Source organism: Bradyrhizobium jicamae, assembly GCF_018130695.1.
Taxonomy (GTDB): Bacteria; Pseudomonadota; Alphaproteobacteria; order Rhizobiales; family Xanthobacteraceae; genus Bradyrhizobium; species Bradyrhizobium jicamae_B.
In genome coordinates this window covers 172,339-190,984 of the sequence record NZ_JAFCJX010000007.1, presented here as the reverse complement: position 1 = coordinate 190,984, position 18,646 = coordinate 172,339, and the positions used below count along the sequence as shown (strand labels likewise).

Below are 18,646 nucleotides of genomic sequence, written 5' to 3'. Positions count from 1 at the left end.
GGTCTCCGTGCCCCGGACGCGGCGCAGCACGCAAGTGGTGCGCCGCAGAGCCGGGGCCCATGCAGCGTGGGTCCCGGTTCTGCGATGCACCGCCAAGGGGCGCTGCATCGCGCCCGGGACACGAGCTCTCATTTAGTCTGGAAGAAAAACCCAATCGCCATCGCCACCACGCTGAGCGCCATCGCAACCGTCGACAGCCAGCCCAGCCAATACAGCATGCCGCCGACCACGAAGCGGCCCATCACGCCGCGATGGCGCGCCATCAGCATCAGCAGCACCATGACGGGAACGGCGAGCACGCCGTTGACGACCGCGCTCCAGTACAGCGCCGAGATCGGATTGATCGGCGTGAAGTTGAGCGCGATGCCGATCCCGCCCGACAGTGCCAGCACCGCATAGAACGCGGCCGCCTCCTTCGGCTTGCGCGCCAGCCCAACCGGCCATCGTCGCCCCTCGCCGACGGCATACGCCGTCGCGCCCGCCAGCACCGGGATCGCCAGCAGGCCGGTGCCGACGATGCCGAGCGCGAAGATCACCTCGGCAAAGGGCCCGGCGATCGGGCGCAGCGCCTCGGCGGCCTGCGCCGAGGTCTGGATGTCGGTCTTTCCGGCCGCGTGCAGCGTCGCGGCCGCGGTGATGATGATCGCGAGCGCGATCAGATTGGAGAAGGCCATGCCGACGATGGTGTCGGCGCGGATGCGAGAAAATTCCCGCCGCGCGCCGTAATGCTTCTCGATCAGCGGCCGCTTGGTCACGTCGACGCGCTGCTCCTCGGCCTCCTGCGAGGCCTGCCAGAAGAACAGATAGGGCGAGATCGTGGTGCCGAGGATGGCGACGATGGTGGTGAAATAATCCGCGCTCCAGGTCAGGCGCGGCACCAGCACGCCGGCGAGCGCTTCATTCCAGGAAACCTTTGCGAAAGCGAGCGCCGCGACATAGGCGAACAGGCTGAGCGTCAGCCATTTCAGCACAGCGACATAGCGCTTGTAGTTCATGAAGATCTGCGCCACGACCGAGGTGACGCCGAACAGCAGCACGTAGAGAATCGTGTGGCCGCCGACCAGCAGTTTTGCGGCATCGGCCATCGCGGCGAGATCAGCCGCGATGTTGATGGTGTTGGCGATGAACAGCAGCGTGACGACGCCCGACAGCACCCAGGCGGGATAGTTCCGGCAGACATTGCCGGCGATGCCGTGCCCGGTGACGCGGCCGACACGCGCCGAGATTTCCTGGATCGCCGACATCAGCGGGAAGGTCAGCAGCATGGTCCAGCCGATGCCATAGCCGAGCTGCGCGCCGGCCTGGCTGTAGGTGCCGATCCCGGAGGGATCGTCGTCGGAGGCACCGGTGATCAGGCCGGGGCCGAGCGACTTCAGTACATTGCGCAGGCTGAACGGTTCGCGCGGCCGCTGCGGCTCTTGCGCGTGCTTGCCGTGATGATGGTGCGTGATCGGTTTGTGCTGCGTCATGCCCGGGTCCAGCCGTCGCGACAACGAACCGGAGAGGCCTCCGGTTCCTGCCGTGAAACCTGCCCGAGCCGGGCTCGTCCCTCAATGCGCTATGTCAATCGAGGGACGAGGGGATGATCACCGCGCGGGCGGCGCTGACGGCGCCGGGCGGGTCACGAGGTAGATGCCGAGCGCGACCGGAACGATCCCGGCGAGATCGCGCAGTTCAACGTGTTCGCCGAGCACGAGATAGGCGAACAGCATGCCGAGCGGCGGCATCAGGAAGTGATAGGCGCTGGCGGCAGTCGCGCCGCACACCTTCAGGAGATGAAACCACAGCAGATAGGCCAGGATCGAGCCGCCCAGCACCAGGAAGGCGAAGGCACCGGCAAGCCGTGCGCTCGGCACGATGTCGCCCACGCTGGAGAAGGTGAAGGCGAATGGCATCAGCGCGAGACCGCCGGCGATGTTCTGGATGCCGTTGCCGATCCAGAGCGAGCCCTTCGGCGCGAGCAGCTTGAACAGGATGGTGCCGGCGACGATCGAGGCGAGCGAGGCCAGCGTGAACAGGATGCCCTCGGGGTGATCGGAGCCGACCGACATCCGGTGCCAGACGATCAGGGCGACGCCGAGGATGCCGAGCGCGAGGCCCGACACCTTGCGCCAGGTCAGGCTCTCGCCGAGCAGCAGCGCGGCGAGCATCGCGGTGAAGATCGGATTGGCTGACACGATCAGGCCGCCGAGGCCCGCGGACACCGTCTTCAGCCCGGTATAGCCGAGGCCGAGGTACAGTGCGTTGTTGGCGACACCGAGCACGGCGAATACGGCCGCATCGCGCCAGGTCAAATCCCAGGCCTCGCGGCGCAGCGCGGAAATGCCGAGGATCAGGATGCCGGCGAGCGAGAACCGCGCGGTGAGCAGGATCAGCGGCGGGCAATCGGTGACGCCGATCTTGCCGGCGACAAAGGCGTAGCTCCAGAGCAGGCAAAACAGGCCGATCAGGACGGGTAAGGCATTGAAGCGGCTGCGGGGAATCGCGACCGACGGGGCAAGTGACATGGCAAGATTCCTTGGCAAGAAAGTCTCCTTCGCCCTCTGATCTAGGCTTGCGGCTTCTCATTTGGAAATTAAATGATAAACTGATCATCAGTGGATTTATGAATGGAGGCGCAGATGCTCGATTTGGAGCTGTTGCGCAGTTTCGTCTCGGTGGTCGATGCCGGCGGCTTCACCCGCGCCGGCGAGCGCGTCCACCGCACGCAATCGACCGTGAGCCAGCAGATCAAGCGGCTGGAGGAGGACGTCGGCCAGCCGCTGTTGATCCGCAGCGGCAAGGACGTGATACCGACCGAGGCCGGCGAGCGGCTGCTGACCTATGCGCGGCGCCTGCTGTCGCTCGCCGAGGAGGCGCGCGACGTGGTCTCGCGACCGGACAATGAGGGCGCGATCCGGCTCGGCGTGCCCGAAGATTTCGCCGCCTATCGGCTGGCAAAGCTGCTCGCGGCGTTCGCGCGCTCGCATCCCAATCTGCGGCTCGACGTCCGCGCCGACCAGAGCATGAACCTCAAGCGCGACCTCGAGCGCGGCGAGCTCGACCTTGCGCTGTTCAAGCGCGCCGCCGGCGAGAAGGGCGGCATCGCGGTGTGGCCGGAGCGCGTGCACTGGGTGACCAGCAAGACCCATCCGCGCAATACGACCACCGGCTCGGTGCCGCTGATCGGCTTCCCCTCGGGCTGCCTCTACCGCGCCGGCGCGATCCATGCGCTGGAGAGCGCGGGGCGCAACTGGCACATGGCCTACACATCGTCGAACCTCTCCGGCATCCAGGCCGCGATCGCGGCCGGCATGGGCCTGAGCATCCTGTCGGAGATCGCGATCCTGGCCGATCACCGCGTGCTGACCGCGAAGGAGGGTTTTGCTCCGATCGACAAGACGGAGGTGGCGCTGGTCGCCGCGCCCGATGCCAGCCCGGCGACGTTGCGGCTGGCGGAGCGGCTGGCGGAGTTTTGCCATACGGTGCAGGCGAAGGCGGCGTAGGTCCTAAAACGCACCACAAGCTCCGCCGTCATCCTGGCGAAAGCCAGGATCCATTACCACCGAGTGTCGTTGTGGAAGGGATCGTGGCCACGACGTCGCGCTGCAATTTACATTTGGGGTAATGGGTCCTGGCTTTCGCCAGGACAACGTGAGGAGAGAGCCTTCGCCTCAATAACACCGCGACGCGATGAAGCTGTGCACGCGGTTGTCGCCGAGCACATGGGCCATGAAGCCGGGCGAGCCGAAAATCCTGGCAAACGCCGCATCACGCACACTGAGGCCGCCGGTGTAGGCGCCGAACGCGGGCATCACGGCGCGCTCGCCGTCGGAAGCAAAGCAGCGGCGTTCGATGGAGCGGCCGCGGGTCGGCACGCGGGCCTTGGGATGCAGATGACCGGCGATCTCGCCGGCAGCCCCCGTCGGCTCGTGGCGGAACACGAGGGGGCCGATCGCGACTTCGCTCGCGACCACACCGCCGAGATCGGACGGCAATGCCGGATCGTGATTGCCCGAGATCCAGATCCAGTTGCGGCGGACCTGCAACGCGGAGAGCGCCTCGCGGTCCGCCTCCGACAACCGCGCATGGGCGTCGCGATCATGAAAACTGTCGCCGAGCGCGATCACCTGGCGCGGATCGTGGCGCGCGATCACCGCGGCCAGACGGCTCAGCGTCGCCACCGTGTCGTAAGGCGGCAGCAGCACGCCGCGCGCGGCAAAGCTCGAACCTTTTTCCAGATGCAGGTCGGAGACGACGAGCAGGCGCTGCGCTTCCCAGAACAGCGCGCCGGAGAAATCGGCCAGGAACGGCACATCCGCCACCGCGACCCTGGACACGCGCATGTCGTCACTGTCTCCCGAAGCCTGCGCGCTCGCCGTCACGTCCCATTCCCAAGTTTATGTCGTCGCCTCCCGCACGAGCTCCTCGGCGGCTTCCGCCAGGAGTTCGTCGGATGCTTCGCCATAAACTGACTCGCGGCCGATTTCCAGCATCACGGGGACGGCGAGCGGCGAGACGTGGTCGAGTTCCTTGTGGGTGATTCGGCCATGGATGCGCGACAGCATGTCGCCGAGACGCCTGAGATCGAGCAGGCCGGTCGCGGCATCGGCCCGCGCGGCACGCAGCAGCACGTGGTCGGCCTGGTGCTTGCGCAGGACGTCATAGATCAGGTCGGTCGAGAACAGCACCTGGCGGCGCGACTTCTCTTCATCAGTGAAGCGGCGCGCGATCAGGCCGGAGATGATGGCGCAGTTCCGAAAGGTGCGCTTCATCAACGCCGATTCGGCGAGCCACGCCTCGAGATCGTCGCCAAGCATATCGGGGTCGAACAGCGCGTTGAGATCGAGCTTGCCCTGACGGACCATCAAGGGGAGATCGCCAACGCCCCAGATCGCCACCGCGTATTCATTGGCGACGAAGCCGAGCGGGCGCGCACGCGCGCGCTCGAGCCGGCGCGTGATCAGCATACCCAATGTCTGGTGCGCCAGCCGCCCCTCGAAGGGATAGCAGACCAGATAGTGCTTGCCACCGCGCGGGAAGGTTTCGACGAGGAGTTCGCGCACCGCCGGCACCAGGGAGAAGCGGCGCTGCAGCGACAGCCAGTCATGGACCTGATCGGGCAGCGCGTTCCATTCACGGCGGTTGTCGAGCAATTTGCGGACGCGCTCGGCGAGATAGGTCGAGAGCGGAAACTTGCCACCCATATAGGACGGCACCTTGGCGTCCTTGTCGTTGGCGCGGGAAACGTAGACCTGGTCTTCGACCAGCGCCTCGTAGCGCACCACTTCGCCGCCGAACACAAAGGTGTCGCCGACCACGAGGCCCTCGATGAAGGCCTCCTCGATTTCCCCTAACATGCGGCCGCCGCGCGCGATCGCGCCGGTCGAACCGGAACCGCCGGCGCGCGAGCGCACCAGCCGTACCTTCAGCATGGTCTCCTCGACGATGGTGCCGACATTGAGCCGGTAGCTCTGCCGGACCTTGGGATTGGCGACGCGCCAGCGGCCCTGCTTGTCCTGCTTGATGCGCGCAAAGCGCTCGTAGGTTTTCAGCGCATAGCCGCCGGTCGCGACGAAGTCGACGACATCGTCGAAATCGGTGCGCGCAAGATTCGTATAGGGCGCCGAGGTCAGCACCTCCGCATAGAGATCGTCTGACAAAAACGGCGCGCCGCAGGCGCAGCCGAGCACGTGCTGCGCCAGCACGTCGAGCGCGCCGGTGCGCAGCGGCGGCGTGTCCTGGGCATTTTCGGCGATCGCGTCGATCGCGACCCGGCACTCCAGCACCTCGAAGCGGTTGGCCGGCACCAGCACGGCGCGCGAGGCCTCGTCAAAGCGGTGATTGGCGCGGCCGATTCTTTGCATCAGGCGCGATGATCCCTTCGGCGCGCCGATATTGATGACGAGATCGACGTCGCCCCAGTCGACACCGAGATCGAGCGAGGAGGTGCAGACCACGCCGCGCAACTTTCCCGCCGCCATCGCATCCTCGACCTTGCGGCGCTGCGCGACATCGAGCGAGCCGTGATGCAGCGCGATCGCCAGCGCATCGTCGTTCATGCGCCAGAGATCCTGGAACAGCATCTCGGCCTGGCTGCGGGTGTTGACGAACACCAGCGTGGTCTTGTTGCGTTTGATCAGCTCATAGACCTCGGGCAGCGCGTGGCGCGCGCTGTGGCCGGACCATGGCAGCCGCTCCCTGGTGTCGAGCATCTCGACGACGGGCGGCGCAGCACCACCGGCGGTGACGATGTCGGCGGAGATGCTGTTGCCATCCGTCTGCGGCACCAGGAAGCGCGCCAGCTGCTCGGGCTCGGCGACCGTCGCCGAGAGGCCGATGGCGCGAACCTGCGGCGCGATCCGCCACAGCCGCGCCAACCCGAGCGACAGCAGGTCGCCGCGCTTCGACGTCACCAGCGCATGCAACTCGTCGAGCACGATGCGCTTCAGCGAGGCGAACAGATACGGCGCGTCATCGGAGGCGAGCAGCAGCGCCAGTTGCTCGGGCGTGGTCAGCAAGATATCCGGCGGATAGCGCCGCTGCCGCTGCCGCCGCGACACCGGCGTATCGCCGGTGCGGGTCTCGATCCTGATCGGCAGCCCCATCTCGGCCACCGGCGTCTCGAGGTTGCGCGCGATATCGACCGCGAGGGCTTTGAGCGGCGAGATGTAGAGCGTGTGGAGACCGCCGGTGCGGCGGACGGAGCGGCCGGTGGAGACCAAGCTTTGTCTCAGTTCATCAACCGCTTTCGCGCTCGAGGGAGCCTTGGGCATCTCCCCCGCCAGCTCCACCAGCGTCGGCAAGAACCCCGCCAGCGTCTTGCCGGCACCGGTCGGAGCGATCAGCAACGCGGAGCGCTGCTCGCGCGCCTTGCCCAGCAGCGCGAGCTGGTGCGCGCGCGGCGACCAGCCGCGCGAGGCGAACCAGTCATGGAACCGGCGCGGCAGCAGATCGGCCGTATCCGAGTGCGGAACGGAGAAGAGATCGAGCGTCGACACGCCCAAGAGGTAAGCGGTTGGGCCGGGTTCGTCGAGGGTTGAGAGGGAGTGGCGGCAGGTGGCACTACCTCTTCACCTCGCCCCGCTTGCGGGGAGAGGTCGGATCGCATCGTCAGATGCGATCCGGGTGAGGGGGTATAGGTTTCACTGCGCACACAACGCGCGGAGACAGCCCCTCACCCCGCCCTCTCCCCGCGCAGAGCGGGGCGAGGGGGACGATAGACCGCCCCCTACTCCGTCACCGGCTTGTCCGACACATCCCAGTCCTTGCCGTTGAAGATCGAGATGTAGAGCGTTTTCATCGGCGTGTAGTCGTCGGGCGTGTAGGCGTAATTGACGCCGTCGAGGAAGAACGGCGAGTGATAGCCCGCCAGGGTCGACGCCTGCTTCAGCACGTTGGCGCGGGTCAGCTCGTCGCCACAGCGGCGCAGGATTTCGGCCATCGTCGCCACCTGGCCATAGCCGGCGAAGGCGATGGTGTTGTCAGGGTCGACATTGGGCAGGTACTTCTTGCGCAAATCCTCGAACGCCAGCGCGTCGGGATCCTTTTCCCAGCGGCCCGGCCCCGCCTCCTTGGCGTAGCGAATCGCGACGATGTCCTTGGCGTTCTCGAAGCCGGCCGCGCTCAGGATCGAGCGGCCAGTCGAGCCCGCCGACAAGAGTTGCAGCGGCTTCCAACCGAGCTCGGCCACTTTCCGGATCGACTGCGACGAGGCCTTGCCGGTGGAGATGTTGTAGAAGACGTCGGCGCCCGACTTCGAGAGATTGATCAGCTGCGAGTCGATCGTCGGGTCGGTGAGATCATAGGTCTGCTCCATGATCACCTGCGCGGTGCCGCCGGCATCGGCCAGCACCTTCTTGAAGGGACCGAGGAAGTCGCGGCCGAAATCGTCGTTCTGGTAGAGGATGCCGACCTTGGCGTTCGGCTTCACGCCGACCACGTGCTTGGCGAGGATGCGCGCTTCCGTCGGATACAGCGGCAGGCCCGCCATGGTCCATTTGAATTCCTTCGGGTTATTCCACTTCGATGCGCCGGTGTTCAACAACAACTGAGGGACGCCCTTGGAATTGAGATATTTGTGCACGGCGGTCTGCGGCGCAGTGCCGAGCGAGCCGTACAGCGCCAGCACCTCGTCCTGCTCGACCAGCCGGCGCGTCGCCTCGACGCATTTCGGCGCGCTGTAGGCGTCGTCCATGGTGAGGAATTTGATCTTGCGCCCGTTGATGCCGCCTTTCTCGTTCAGCATCTGGAAATAGGCCTCGCCGACGCGGCCGAGCACGCCATAGAGCGAGCCGGGGCCGGAATGCGGCACGGTCTGGCCGAGCTTGATCTCGGTGTCGCTCGCGCCCGGATCGTATTTCTTCTCGGCGGCCCAGATGGCGGGCGCGGGCAATACGGTGGCGGCAATGGCTGACAATGCGGTGGCGCCGAATTCGCGTCGTGTGTGCTTTTTCATTGTTGTTGCTCCCTTCGTGGGAACAATGATCAACATTCCGCCTCTGACGGCAAGTGTGATCGCAATTCTTTGCGACGCAATGCCGCTATACGACGCCTGCGTAGCGCCTAGACTCAAGTTTTCATGTCGATCTGCACTCTCTCCAACAGAGGAAAGGCGCCTGTAGGGTGGGCAAAGGAGCGTAGCGACGTGCCCACCATCACGAGCACGCCGTGGAAGGTGGGCACGGCGCAAGCGCGCCTTTGCCCACCCTACAAGACGCGTCACGGCTTGATCGCGACGACCACAAGTCCGGGAGCCGGAATATTGTCTTCCTTGCGGGCCCAGAGGTCTTCCAGCTGCGCGAGCTTCAGTCCCGCGGCTGCAACGGCTGCCCGCACATCCGGCGCGCTGTGGGCGTAGCGCAGGCCGGCGCCGATGATGACGCCCTCGCCGCTGTGGGTCTCCGTGGTGAAGGCGAGCGTGCCGCCTGGCACCAGCACGCGCTGCGCCTCGCGCAGCAGCGGCGCGATGTCCTTGACATAGACCATCACGTCGGCAGCGAGGATCAGCTCGGCGCTGACATCGGGCTTGGTCTGCAGGCCCTTCAGCGCGTCGTCGACCTCGAGCTCGGCATAGAGGCCGGTCGCACGGGCCTTCTCGATCATGCGCGGCGACAAATCGATGCCGATGAAGCGGTCGACATTCTTCGCGAACGCGCCCGCCGCAAGCCCGGTGCCGCAGCCGAGATCGATCGCGCGCTTGAAGAAGGCCGGCTTCTTCGCCGCCGCCCGCACCGAGAGCACCGCCTTGAACAACAGCGCCGGGCCGCGATAGTCGAGGTCGCCGACCAGCGCCGCCTCGAAGCGCGGCGCGTATTGATCGAACAGCGTCTGGACATAGGCGGACGGCATGGCCGCAAGCTCCGTGGCGCCGAGCTGCATCAGATGCAGGCTGGCGCCGTGCTGGTCGCCGGGATCGAGATCGCGCGCAACACGGAAGGCTGCAATCGCCGCATCCCGTTCGCCGATCTCCTGGCGGATCTTGCCGAGCGTGAACCAGGCCGAGACGAATTTGGGCGCCAGCTCGATCGCCTGCTCCAGCAAATCGGCCGCGGCTGGCAGGTCGCCCTTCAATTGCAAGTCACGCGCGAATTCATAGCGGCGGTCAGCAACGAGATCGCCGGAGGACAGGAACAGGCGCGCGGGCATGGAGGAACCGGGATCAGACTCGAATGAAGCTCAAGGGCGCCTATATAGCTGAGATGCGCCCGCAAGACATCCTGATGCCCGTCGCCGCCGGCCTGTGCTGCAGGCCCGGCGGCTTTCATATCGACCCCGTCCGGCCCGTCGAGCGCGCGCTGATCACCCACGGCCATTCCGACCACGCCCGCCCCGGCCATGGCGCGGTGCTGGCCACCCAAGAGACCCTCGACATGATGCGGCTGCGCTACGGCGACGATTTCGCACGCTCGACGCAGGTCATCGGCTATGGCGAGCAGATCAGGCTCGGCGACGTCACCGCGTCCTTCCATCCCGCAGGGCATGTGCTGGGCTCGGCGCAGATCGCGGTGACCTGCAAGGACAGGCGCATCGTCGCCTCCGGCGACTACAAGGACGCGCGCGACCCGACCTGCGCGCCGTTCGAGCTGGTGCCGTGCGATGTCTTCATCACCGAGGCGACCTTTGGCCTCCCCGTGTTTCGCCATGGCGACGCCGCCGACCAGGTGCAGAAGCTGCTCGCATCGGTGCGGCTATTTCCGGAGCGCGCGCATCTGGTGGGCGCCTATTCGCTCGGCAAGGCGCAGCGCGTGATCGCGCTGCTGCGCGAGGCCGGCTACGACGCGCCGATCTACCTGCATGGCGCGATGGAGAAGATCACCACTTACTATCAGGAGCGCGGCATTCCGCTCGGCGAGCTCCGACCCGCACGCGGCATGAAGAAGGCCGAGCTCGCCGGCACCATCACGCTGGCGCCGCCGAGCGCCACCTCCGACGTCTGGACTCGCCGTTTTCCCGATCCCGTCACCGCCTTCGCCTCGGGCTGGATGCGGGTGCGCGCTCGGGCTCGCCAGGGCGGCGTCGAGCTGCCGCTGGTGATTTCTGATCATGCCGACTGGGGTGGGCTGACCGCGACGATCGCGGCCACCGGCGCCGGCGAGATCTGGGTGACCCACGGCCAGGAAGATGCGCTGGTGCATTGGTGCAAGACCAAGGGCCTCGCCGCGCAGCCGCTCGATTTGGTCGGCTATGGCGATGAGGATGAAGGCGAAGCTGCGCCGGCCGGTGAAACCGCCGATGAGGCCGAGGCATGAACCGCTTCGCCGAACTGCTGGACCGCCTCGCCTACGAGCCCGGACGCAACAACAAGATCAAGCTGCTGGTCGCCTATTTCCGCGAGACCGCCGACCCCGATCGCGGCTACGCACTCGCTGCGCTGACCGGCGCGCTGTCGTTCAAGCATGCGAAGCCCGGTTTGATCCGCGACCTCATCACCGAACGCGCCGATCCCGTGCTGTTTGGGTTGTCCTACGACTATGTTGGCGATCTCTCCGAGACGGTCGCGCTGATGTGGCCGAAGGCGGTCAGTGCGCCTAACAGCGAGTCTTTGCTGGGCCACCCCTCTCCCCAACCCTCCCCCACAAGGGGGGAGGGAGCCCTACCAGCGCGCTCACCTGACAAGGCAGCGCGGCTCCTCCGAGATACCGATATCGAACGTGAGGGACGCACGAGCCGAAGTGTTCCCTCCCCCCTTGTGGGGGAGGGTCAGGGAGAGGGGTACCACACGGGCGGTCTCGATACGGAGCTACGACCACGCACCCACAACAACCCACCTCCTCCGACACTGACCGAAGTCGTCACCACGCTCCGCACCCTCGGCAAGACCGAGCTCCCCGCGCAGCTCGCGCGCTGGCTGGACGAGCTCGACGAGACCGGACGTTGGGCGCTGCTGAAGCTCGTCACCGGCGCGATGCGGATCGGGATTTCGGCGCGGCTGGCGAAAACGGCGGCCGCTGCGCTCGGCGACAAGGACGCGCACGAGATCGAGCTGATGTGGCCGGGGCTGTCGCCGCCCTATCTCGATCTGTTCGCCTGGCTGGAGGGCCGCGGCCACAAGCCGGTGAACCGCGATCCAACGCCATTTCGTCCGGTGATGCTGGCGCACGCGATCGAGGATGCGGATTTCGCCAATCTCGATGCCGCCGATTTCATCGCCGAGTGGAAATGGGACGGCATCCGTGTGCAGGCGGTCTCCGGCCGCGACGACCGCGGCAACATCCATGTGCGGCTCTATTCGCGCACCGGCGAGGACATCACCGGGAGTTTTCCGGATCTGGTGCCATCCCTGCATCTGCCCGGCGCTGTTGACGGCGAGTTGCTGGTGCTGCGCGACGGCCGTGTGCAGACGTTTAATGTGCTGCAGCAGCGGCTGAATAGAAAAATCGTTTCGCCGAAGCTGATCAAGGACTATCCGATTCACCTGCGCGCCTACGACCTGCTCGGCGATGACGACAACGATCTGCGCGAATTGCCGTTCGTCGAGCGCCGCGCGCGGCTGGAAGCATTCGTCACCAAGCTAAACGATCCGCGCATCGACCTGTCGCCGACGGTTCCGTTCACAAGCTGGGAGCAACTGACCGCGGCTCGCGCCGATCCGCGAAGCGCGGGCGCCGGTGAAGATGCCGACGCCGTCGAGGGCGTGATGCTGAAGCGGCGCGACGCCGTCTATCTGCCGGGACGGCCGAAGGGGCAGTGGTGGAAGTGGAAGCGCGATCCGCACATCATCGATGCCGTGCTGATGTACGCGCAACGCGGCCATGGCAAACGCTCGTCCTATTACTCCGACTACACGTTCGGCGTCTGGACCAATGGCGACGACGGCGAGCAGCTGGTGCCGGTCGGCAAGGCCTATTTCGGCTTCACCGACGAGGAGCTGCTGCAGATCGACCGCTTCGTCCGCCGCAACACCACCGAGAAATTCGGCCCCGTCCGGCATGTCGTGCACGAGCCGGACCAGGGCCTGGTGCTGGAAGTCGCCTTCGAGGGGTTGCAGCGCTCGCCGCGACACAAATCCGGCGTCGCGATGCGCTTTCCGCGGATCAGCCGGTTGCGCTGGGACAAGCCACCGCGCGAGGCTGACAGGCTGGAGACACTTGAACGGATGCTAAAGAACGTGACGGCAAATTAACGTCCCCACAGTGCATGGCAGCCATTGACGGCGACTTACCGGTTCCCCATGTGCCCCGCCGTGACTTATAATGTGCGGCGTTCCCGCCAGGAGACTGAGATGCGAAACGATGTGCGTGACCTGCCGGCCGGCTCCAATGACGGCCTGTACCGCTTTCTCGGCGGTTCGCCGGCGGCGGTGGCGTTTCGGCTGATCCTGCTGTCGATCCTGGTCGGCGTCGTGCTGTCGGCGATCGGCTTCGATCCCTGGAATATCCTGCACAGCATCCGCATGCTGTTCCAGCGGCTGTGGGATCTCGGCTTCGACGCGGTCAACTGGGCCTGGCGCTACTTCCTGCTCGGCGCCGTGATCGTGATCCCGGTCTGGTTCCTGTCGCGGCTGTTCGGCACGCCGCGCGGCCGCTGATTTAAGAGGAGCGCACGCAGCCGATGCAATTGCGATTTGTCGGCTGCGGCGATGCGCTCGGCTCCGGTGGCCGCACCAACACCTGCTTCCACCTCACGGGCCGGCAGACCAATCTGCTGATCGATTGCGGCGCGTCGTCACTGCCAGCGCTGAAGCGTCTGGAGATTCCGCGCGACGAGATCGACCTGATCCTGATCACGCATTTCCATGGCGACCATTTTGCCGGCCTGCCGTTTGTCCTGCTCGACGCCCAGTTCTCACGCCGCACCCGGCCGCTGACGATTGCGGGGCCGCAGGGCATCGAGACGAAATTGCCGGCGCTGATGGAGGCGCTGTTCGAGCATTCCTCGAAGACGCAGCAACGGTTCGATCTTTCGGTGATCCCGCTCGCGCCGGAAGTGACGCGCAGCTTTGGCGAGGTGAGCGTGACACCCTACCCGGTCGTGCACGGAGAATCCGGCGGACCGTTCCTCGCCTACCGCATCGAGGCGGAAGGCCGAATCGTTACCTACAGCGCCGACACCGAATGGACGGACACGCTGATCCCGGCGGCGAAAGACGCCGACCTGTTCATCGCGGAAGCCTATTACTACGACAAGATCGTCAAGAACCATCTCAGCCTCAGAACGCTCGAGGCACATCTGCCCGAGATCAATGCCAGGCGCGTCGTGCTCACGCATATGAGCGACGACATGCTCGGCCGGATCGACGATCTGCCTTACACCCCGGCTGAAGACGGCATGGTGGTCGTGTTCTGACCATGCACGCGCCCGTTCACCCCAGAATCACCAGCCGGCAGGTGTTCGCCATCGCCGGCCCTGCCATGATCGCCAATTTGACGACGCCGATGATCGGCGTCGTCTCGACCACGGCGATCGGCCGCCTCGATGATGCTGCTCTGCTCGGCGGCGTTGCAATGGCCTCCGTCATCTTCGACTGCCTGTTCTGGCTGTTCGGCTTCCTGCGCATGAGCACGCTGGCCTTCACCGCACAGGCACTCGGCGCCGGCGAAACGCGCGAGTTCAGCGCGATCCTGGTGCGCGGTTTCATCCTGGCCACGCTGATCGGCCTTGCGCTGATCGTGCTGCAGGTGCCGCTGGTGATCCTCACCTTCGATCTGATGGGCGGCAGCGAAGGCGTCACGCGTGCGGCCAAGACCTATTTCATGATCCGGATCTGGTCGTCGCCGCTGGTACTCGCCAACTACGTGATCCTGGGCTGGCTGGTCGGACAGGCCCGTCCCAATGTGGCGCTGATCCTGCAGATCGTGGTCAATCTGATCAACATGGCCGCGACCGTGCTGCTGGTGCTGGTCTACGACACCGGCATCGCGGGTGCCGCGATCGCAGCTGTGCTCGCCGAGGCGGCCGGGCTCGTGCTCGGCCTTGTCGCGGCAAGGCGCCTTGCGGCGGGCGGCCTGTCGGTGCCGCGCGCAATCCTGTGGGATCGCGACAAGCTGCTGCGCATGCTTTCGGTCAACCGCGACATCATGATCCGCACGGCGGCGCTGATCGCGGTGTTCCTGTTCTTCACGGCCAAGGGCGCACGGGCCGGCGACGTGACGCTCGCGGCGAATTCCGTGCTCAACAATTTCCTGCTGGTCTCGGCCTTCTTCCTTGACGGCTTCGCCAATGCCGCGCAACAGCTCTGCGGCCGCGCCTTCGGCGCCCGCGATGCGCGCGGCTTTGCCGACTCGACCAAGCTGGTGCTGTCCTGGGGCATCGGCTTTGCGCTGGCCGTCTCGCTGCTATTCGCGCTGTTCGGCCCCGCCTTGATCGACCTGATGACGACCAGCGACGCCGTCCGCCGCACCGCGCGCGACTTCCTCGTCTTCGTCATCATGGCGCCGCTGCCCGGCGTGTTCGCCTTCGGCTTCGACGGCATCTATGTCGGCGCCACCTGGGCGCACGAAATGCGCAATCTGATGCTGCTGTCGCTGGCGATCTTCCTGGGCACCTGGTGGGCGCTGCAGGGCTACGGCAATACCGGGCTGTGGATCGCCCTGATCGGCTTCTACATCGCGCGCGGCGCCTTGCAGGGCGCGCGTTATCCGGCGTTGCTCAGGAAGTCGTTCGGAAGCGCGTAGCCCAGGAAAACCCTCGTGTCCCGGACGCGGTGCGGCGCGAAGCGACGCACCGCAGAGCCGGGACCTATCTCGACGATGGGCCCCGGCTCAGCAGCGCACCACGCCGCAAGGGCGGCGCGCTGCGCTGCATCCGGGGCACGAGAGATTTGCTACCGCACCGGCCAGTCCTCGGCGGTGATCGTCGCCGCATCGGCGCCGACGATTTCGGAGAGCGACTCGCGTCCCGTCCGCAGCAAGGTCGAGGACAGATCGCGCTTGATGTCCTCGACCAGGCCAAGGCCCTTGTAGACCAGCGACGAATAGAGCTGGATCAGGCTGGCGCCGGCGCGGATTTTGGTCAGCGCGGCGCCGCCGCTATCGATGCCGCCGACGCCGATCAGCGGGAAGGCGCCCTCGACGCGCACATAGGTCTCGGCCACCATGCGCGTGGACAGGCGGAACAGCGGCCGGCCGGACAGGCCGCCCTGCTCCTTCGCGCGATTTTCCTCGCGCAAGGTGGAGGGGCGCGCCAGCGTGGTGTTGGCGACGATCATGCCATCGACGCGGCGCGAGCGCGCGATGTGCACGACGTCGTCGAGCTCCTCGAGGCTGAGATCGGGTGCGATCTTGAGCAGCACCGGCGAGTCGCCGGCGTTCTTGCGGACGCGCTCGCGGGTGTCGATGACCCGCGCCAGCAGATCGTCGAGCGCGGCCGATTGCTGCAAATTGCGCAGACCCGGCGTGTTCGGCGACGAGACGTTGACGGTGAAATAGCTCGCGACCGGCGCGAAGGTCTCGATCAGCTTGACGTAATCGGCGGTACGGTCCGGCGAATCCTTGTTCGCCCCGACATTGACGCCGACGATGCCGCCCTGATTGGCGCGGCCGGCCAGCCGCCGCAACACCGCCTCCGCACCGTCATTGTTGAAACCGAGGCGGTTGATCACGCCCTCGTCGCGCTCGAGGCGAAACAGCCGCGGCCGCGGATTGCCGGCTTGCGGCTTCGGCGTCACCGAGCCGATCTCGACGAAGCCGAAGCCGAGCCGCAGCAGCGCATCCGGCACCTCCGCGTTCTTGTCGAAGCCGGCGGCCATGCCGATCGGGTTCGGGAAGTTGAGGCCGAAGGCGCGCACCGCGAGCTTTGGATCGTCCGGCCGCAGCCGCACCGGCGGCAACAGCCGCAAGCCCTGGATCGCCATCCGGTGGGCGTCTTCAGGATCGAACCAGCGCAGCAGCGGCAACGAGAAGGCGTCGAAGGCACGGATCACGGCTTCAGCTCCGGAACGTCGTGACCGCCGTCGGAGCGCGCGCGCAAATCGAGGATCTCGATCACCGCGCCGAGGTCGAGCTCGCCATAGAGATGCGGGAACAGCTCGTCGTTGCGCGAGACCTCCCAGCGCAGCGCATCACCCAGCGCCTCGGCATCGACAGCGATCAGGAACAGGCCGGTCTGGCCGTGATAGTGCTTGCGCACGGTCTCGGCGACCTGGGAGGCCGTGGAGAAGTGGATGAAGCCGTCGCGCGCGTCGTCCGCACTACCCCGGTATACGCCGGCCCGTTCGGCCTCGCGCCACGCCGAGGCGGGGGTGATTTTGTAGATCGTCGGCACGTTACGGCAGTCCCTGCTTGTCGTTGACTTGCTTGAGGTTTTTCTTCTGGATTTCCAGGGGTTTCCCGAACTGGTCCGGGTCAGCGCAGGACCGTATCGGCGGCGGCGCCACAACTCAAGCGGCGCATGTGATCTAGAGCCGTTTGGCGGCTGAATTGCACAAAACGCCCGTTTGAGGCAATAATTCCTAGATCCGGAAAGCGGATATCAGCCATGGCCAAGCCACCCAAAGCCGCCCGCCCGCTGACCCACGCCCAGGTCTGGATCGCGCTGGACCGCCTGGCCGAACGCGCCGGCCTCTCCCCCTCCGGCCTCGCCAAGCGCGCCGGGCTCGACCCGACCACCTTCAACAAGTCCAAGCGCATCACCGGCGACGGCCGCGAGCGCTGGCCCTCCACCGAATCGGTCTCGAAAGCGCTCGCCGCCAGCAATGCCTCGATCGACACCTTCGTGCAGCTGGTCGGCGACAGCGGCCGCACCACCCAGTCGGTGCCGCTGCTCGCCCTGTCGCTCGCCGCCGCCGCCGGTGCTTTCGACGACAGCGGCTATCCGACCGGCAAGGGCTGGGACGAGGTTGCGCTACCGTCGACCCATGACGAGCACGCCTATGCGCTGGAGATCGAGGGCGATGCGCTGCGGCCGATCTATCGCGAGGGCGACATCATCGTGGTGTCGCCAGCCACCGCGATCCGCCGCGGCGACCGAGTGGTGGTGAAGACGGTCGCCGGCGAGCTGATGGTGAAGGAGCTGAAGCGCCGCTCCGCGAAGACGCTGGAGCTGGCCGCGCTCAATGCCGACGATGCCGAGCGCATGCTCGATGCGGAAGAGGTCGCGTGGATCGCGCGGATCGTGTGGGTGAGTCAGTAGGTGCAAACACAATGCGTAGGGTGGGCAAAGCGAAGCGTGCCCACCATCACGAGCACGCCGCGAATGGTGGGCACGTCGCTACGCTCCTTTGCCCACCCTACAGAATGCCGTGCGACCTCACCTTACGTCGCGTAGTCCGGCTCCTTGCGATCCAGCATCCGCTTCAGCGCATCGAAATGCCGCTGCGCCGGTGACGGGCCCTTGTAGAGGTGATCGTCGCGAAAATCGCGCTTGGTTTTCTCGACCACCGCGGCCGGCAATTGCTTCAGCGGCTGCTGCGTCCACATCGCGTAGATCTGCACCTGGGCGGCGCGCTCGACATAATAGAGCATGTCATAGGCCTCGGCGACGCTCGCCCCGACCGTCGAGATGCCGTGATTGGCCATGAACAGCACCTTCTTGTCGCCGATCACTTTTGCCAAACGCGCGCCTTCAGCGGGATCGAGCGCCGGACCGGTGTAGATGTCGTCATAGGCGATCGCTTCCGACAGCCCGACCTCGGTCTGGCCGATCTCCTTGATGCGCGGGTCTTCCAGCCGCGTCAGCGCGCTCGCAAACGGCATATGCGTGTGGAACACGGCCTTGGCCTGCGGCAGCGCCTTGTGGATCGGCGCATGGATGCAATAGCAGGAGCGCTCGACCTCCCCCTCGCCGCGCTTCACCTTGCCGTCGTCGATGCCGACCTCCATGAAGGACGACGCCGTCACCTCCGACCAGTGCATGCCGAAGGGGATCTGGTAATAACAATCGTTACGCCCGGGCACCACCAAAGTGAGATGGTTGAAGATGCCTTCGGAGAAGCCGTGGTTGAAAGCGAGCCGGTGGGCGGCGGCGAGATCGACCCGCGCCTGCCATTCCTCGGCGCTGCTGGTCTCTTGCAGCGACTTCGGCGAAACCCTGAACTGCATGCGCGTGCTCCCAATGTTACCGGCCTCTCATGGGCCGCCTTGTTGTTATGGGCGCGAGTGTAGCGCAATTGCGCGCAAGCTTGGCTGAAATTGCCGGGGAGCAGCCATCCGGATTTTGCGGCTCAGTGCCGCAGCGGTAGCACCTGTAGCCCGGATGAAGCGAAGCGTAATCCGGGGCAGACGAGGCC

The 18,646-nt window shown here is 66.0% G+C and carries 17 protein-coding genes; 7 read left to right on the top strand and 10 right to left on the bottom strand.

Annotated features, from left to right (window positions below):
• Positions 1-128: 128 nt before the first annotated feature.
• Together JQ604_RS12315 and JQ604_RS12310 are read right to left on the bottom strand one after the other, a co-directional pair.
• Positions 129-1,469, bottom strand: coding sequence for an NRAMP family divalent metal transporter (locus JQ604_RS12315; protein WP_212357516.1), 1,341 nt, complete (start codon positions 1,467-1,469; stop codon positions 129-131).
• A gap of 117 nt (positions 1,470-1,586) precedes the next feature.
• Positions 1,587-2,507, bottom strand: a complete 921-nt coding sequence (locus tag JQ604_RS12310) for a DMT family transporter (protein WP_212357513.1) — start codon at positions 2,505-2,507, stop codon at positions 1,587-1,589.
• Positions 2,508-2,621: 114 nt separating this feature from the next.
• Here JQ604_RS12310 and JQ604_RS12305 point away from each other — a divergent pair, with 114 nt between their 5' ends.
• Positions 2,622-3,485 carry a LysR family transcriptional regulator gene (locus tag JQ604_RS12305; protein WP_212357511.1) on the top strand — a complete coding sequence of 288 codons (864 nt, stop codon included), beginning with the start codon at positions 2,622-2,624 and terminating at the stop codon, positions 3,483-3,485.
• A gap of 168 nt (positions 3,486-3,653) precedes the next feature.
• On the opposite strand, the gene pdeM is transcribed toward JQ604_RS12305, so the two are convergent.
• The 4 genes from pdeM to JQ604_RS12285 form a co-directional block, all read right to left on the bottom strand.
• Positions 3,654-4,325 (bottom strand): ligase-associated DNA damage response endonuclease PdeM, encoded by a 672-nt coding sequence (pdeM, locus tag JQ604_RS12300; protein WP_212357508.1) that lies wholly within the window; start codon positions 4,323-4,325, stop codon positions 3,654-3,656.
• A gap of 54 nt (positions 4,326-4,379) precedes the next feature.
• Positions 4,380-6,986 carry a ligase-associated DNA damage response DEXH box helicase gene (locus JQ604_RS12295; protein ID WP_249158210.1) on the bottom strand — a complete coding sequence of 869 codons (2,607 nt, stop codon included), beginning with the start codon at positions 6,984-6,986 and terminating at the stop codon, positions 4,380-4,382.
• Between the two features lie 224 nt (positions 6,987-7,210).
• Positions 7,211-8,437 (bottom strand): ABC transporter substrate-binding protein, encoded by a 1,227-nt coding sequence (locus JQ604_RS12290; RefSeq protein WP_212357505.1) that lies wholly within the window; start codon positions 8,435-8,437, stop codon positions 7,211-7,213.
• 263 nt (positions 8,438-8,700) lie between these two features.
• On the bottom strand, positions 8,701-9,627 hold the full coding sequence (locus JQ604_RS12285; protein WP_212357502.1) for a class I SAM-dependent DNA methyltransferase: 927 nt from the start codon (positions 9,625-9,627) through the stop codon (positions 8,701-8,703).
• A 53-nt stretch (positions 9,628-9,680) separates the two neighbouring features.
• Here JQ604_RS12285 and JQ604_RS12280 point away from each other — a divergent pair, with 53 nt between their 5' ends.
• The 5 genes from JQ604_RS12280 (at position 9,681) to JQ604_RS12260 (ending at position 15,095) form a co-directional block, all read left to right on the top strand.
• A complete protein-coding gene (locus JQ604_RS12280; RefSeq protein ID WP_212357777.1) occupies positions 9,681-10,730 on the top strand; it encodes a ligase-associated DNA damage response exonuclease in 1,050 nt (349 codons plus the stop codon).
• Positions 10,727-12,604 (top strand): cisplatin damage response ATP-dependent DNA ligase, encoded by a 1,878-nt coding sequence (locus JQ604_RS12275; protein ID WP_212357499.1) that lies wholly within the window; start codon positions 10,727-10,729, stop codon positions 12,602-12,604. The genes JQ604_RS12280 and JQ604_RS12275 overlap by 4 nt, the downstream gene beginning before the upstream one ends.
• A 99-nt stretch (positions 12,605-12,703) precedes the next feature.
• Complete coding sequence (locus JQ604_RS12270) at positions 12,704-13,009, top strand: DUF6460 domain-containing protein (protein ID WP_212357496.1); 306 nt, start codon at positions 12,704-12,706, stop codon at positions 13,007-13,009.
• Positions 13,010-13,032: 23 nt separating this feature from the next.
• Positions 13,033-13,767 (top strand): MBL fold metallo-hydrolase, encoded by a 735-nt coding sequence (locus JQ604_RS12265; protein ID WP_212357493.1) that lies wholly within the window; start codon positions 13,033-13,035, stop codon positions 13,765-13,767.
• 2 nt (positions 13,768-13,769) lie between these two features.
• The gene (locus JQ604_RS12260; RefSeq protein ID WP_212357491.1) at positions 13,770-15,095 is read left to right on the top strand and encodes an MATE family efflux transporter; all 1,326 of its coding nucleotides are present in this window, start codon (positions 13,770-13,772) and stop codon (positions 15,093-15,095) included.
• Between the two features lie 149 nt (positions 15,096-15,244).
• Here JQ604_RS12260 and JQ604_RS12255 read toward each other — a convergent pair whose 3' ends face one another.
• The 3 genes from JQ604_RS12255 to JQ604_RS41855 form a co-directional block, all read right to left on the bottom strand.
• Complete coding sequence (locus tag JQ604_RS12255) at positions 15,245-16,342, bottom strand: quinone-dependent dihydroorotate dehydrogenase (RefSeq protein ID WP_212357488.1); 1,098 nt, start codon at positions 16,340-16,342, stop codon at positions 15,245-15,247.
• Entirely contained in the window at positions 16,339-16,683 is a 345-nt protein-coding gene (locus JQ604_RS12250) for a DUF952 domain-containing protein (protein ID WP_212357485.1), read from the bottom strand. The genes JQ604_RS12255 and JQ604_RS12250 overlap by 4 nt, the downstream gene beginning before the upstream one ends.
• A gap of 80 nt (positions 16,684-16,763) precedes the next feature.
• Positions 16,764-16,898, bottom strand: coding sequence for a hypothetical protein (locus JQ604_RS41855; RefSeq protein WP_283817979.1), 135 nt, complete (start codon positions 16,896-16,898; stop codon positions 16,764-16,766).
• Here JQ604_RS41855 and JQ604_RS12245 point away from each other — a divergent pair.
• The gene (locus JQ604_RS12245) at positions 16,897-17,550 is read left to right on the top strand and encodes a S24 family peptidase (RefSeq protein WP_212357482.1); all 654 of its coding nucleotides are present in this window, start codon (positions 16,897-16,899) and stop codon (positions 17,548-17,550) included. The genes JQ604_RS41855 and JQ604_RS12245 overlap by 2 nt on opposite strands.
• A gap of 122 nt (positions 17,551-17,672) precedes the next feature.
• On the opposite strand, the gene JQ604_RS12240 is transcribed toward JQ604_RS12245, so the two are convergent.
• Positions 17,673-18,458, bottom strand: a complete 786-nt coding sequence (locus JQ604_RS12240) for a class II aldolase/adducin family protein (RefSeq protein WP_212357478.1) — start codon at positions 18,456-18,458, stop codon at positions 17,673-17,675.
• Positions 18,459-18,646 lie beyond the last annotated feature (188 nt).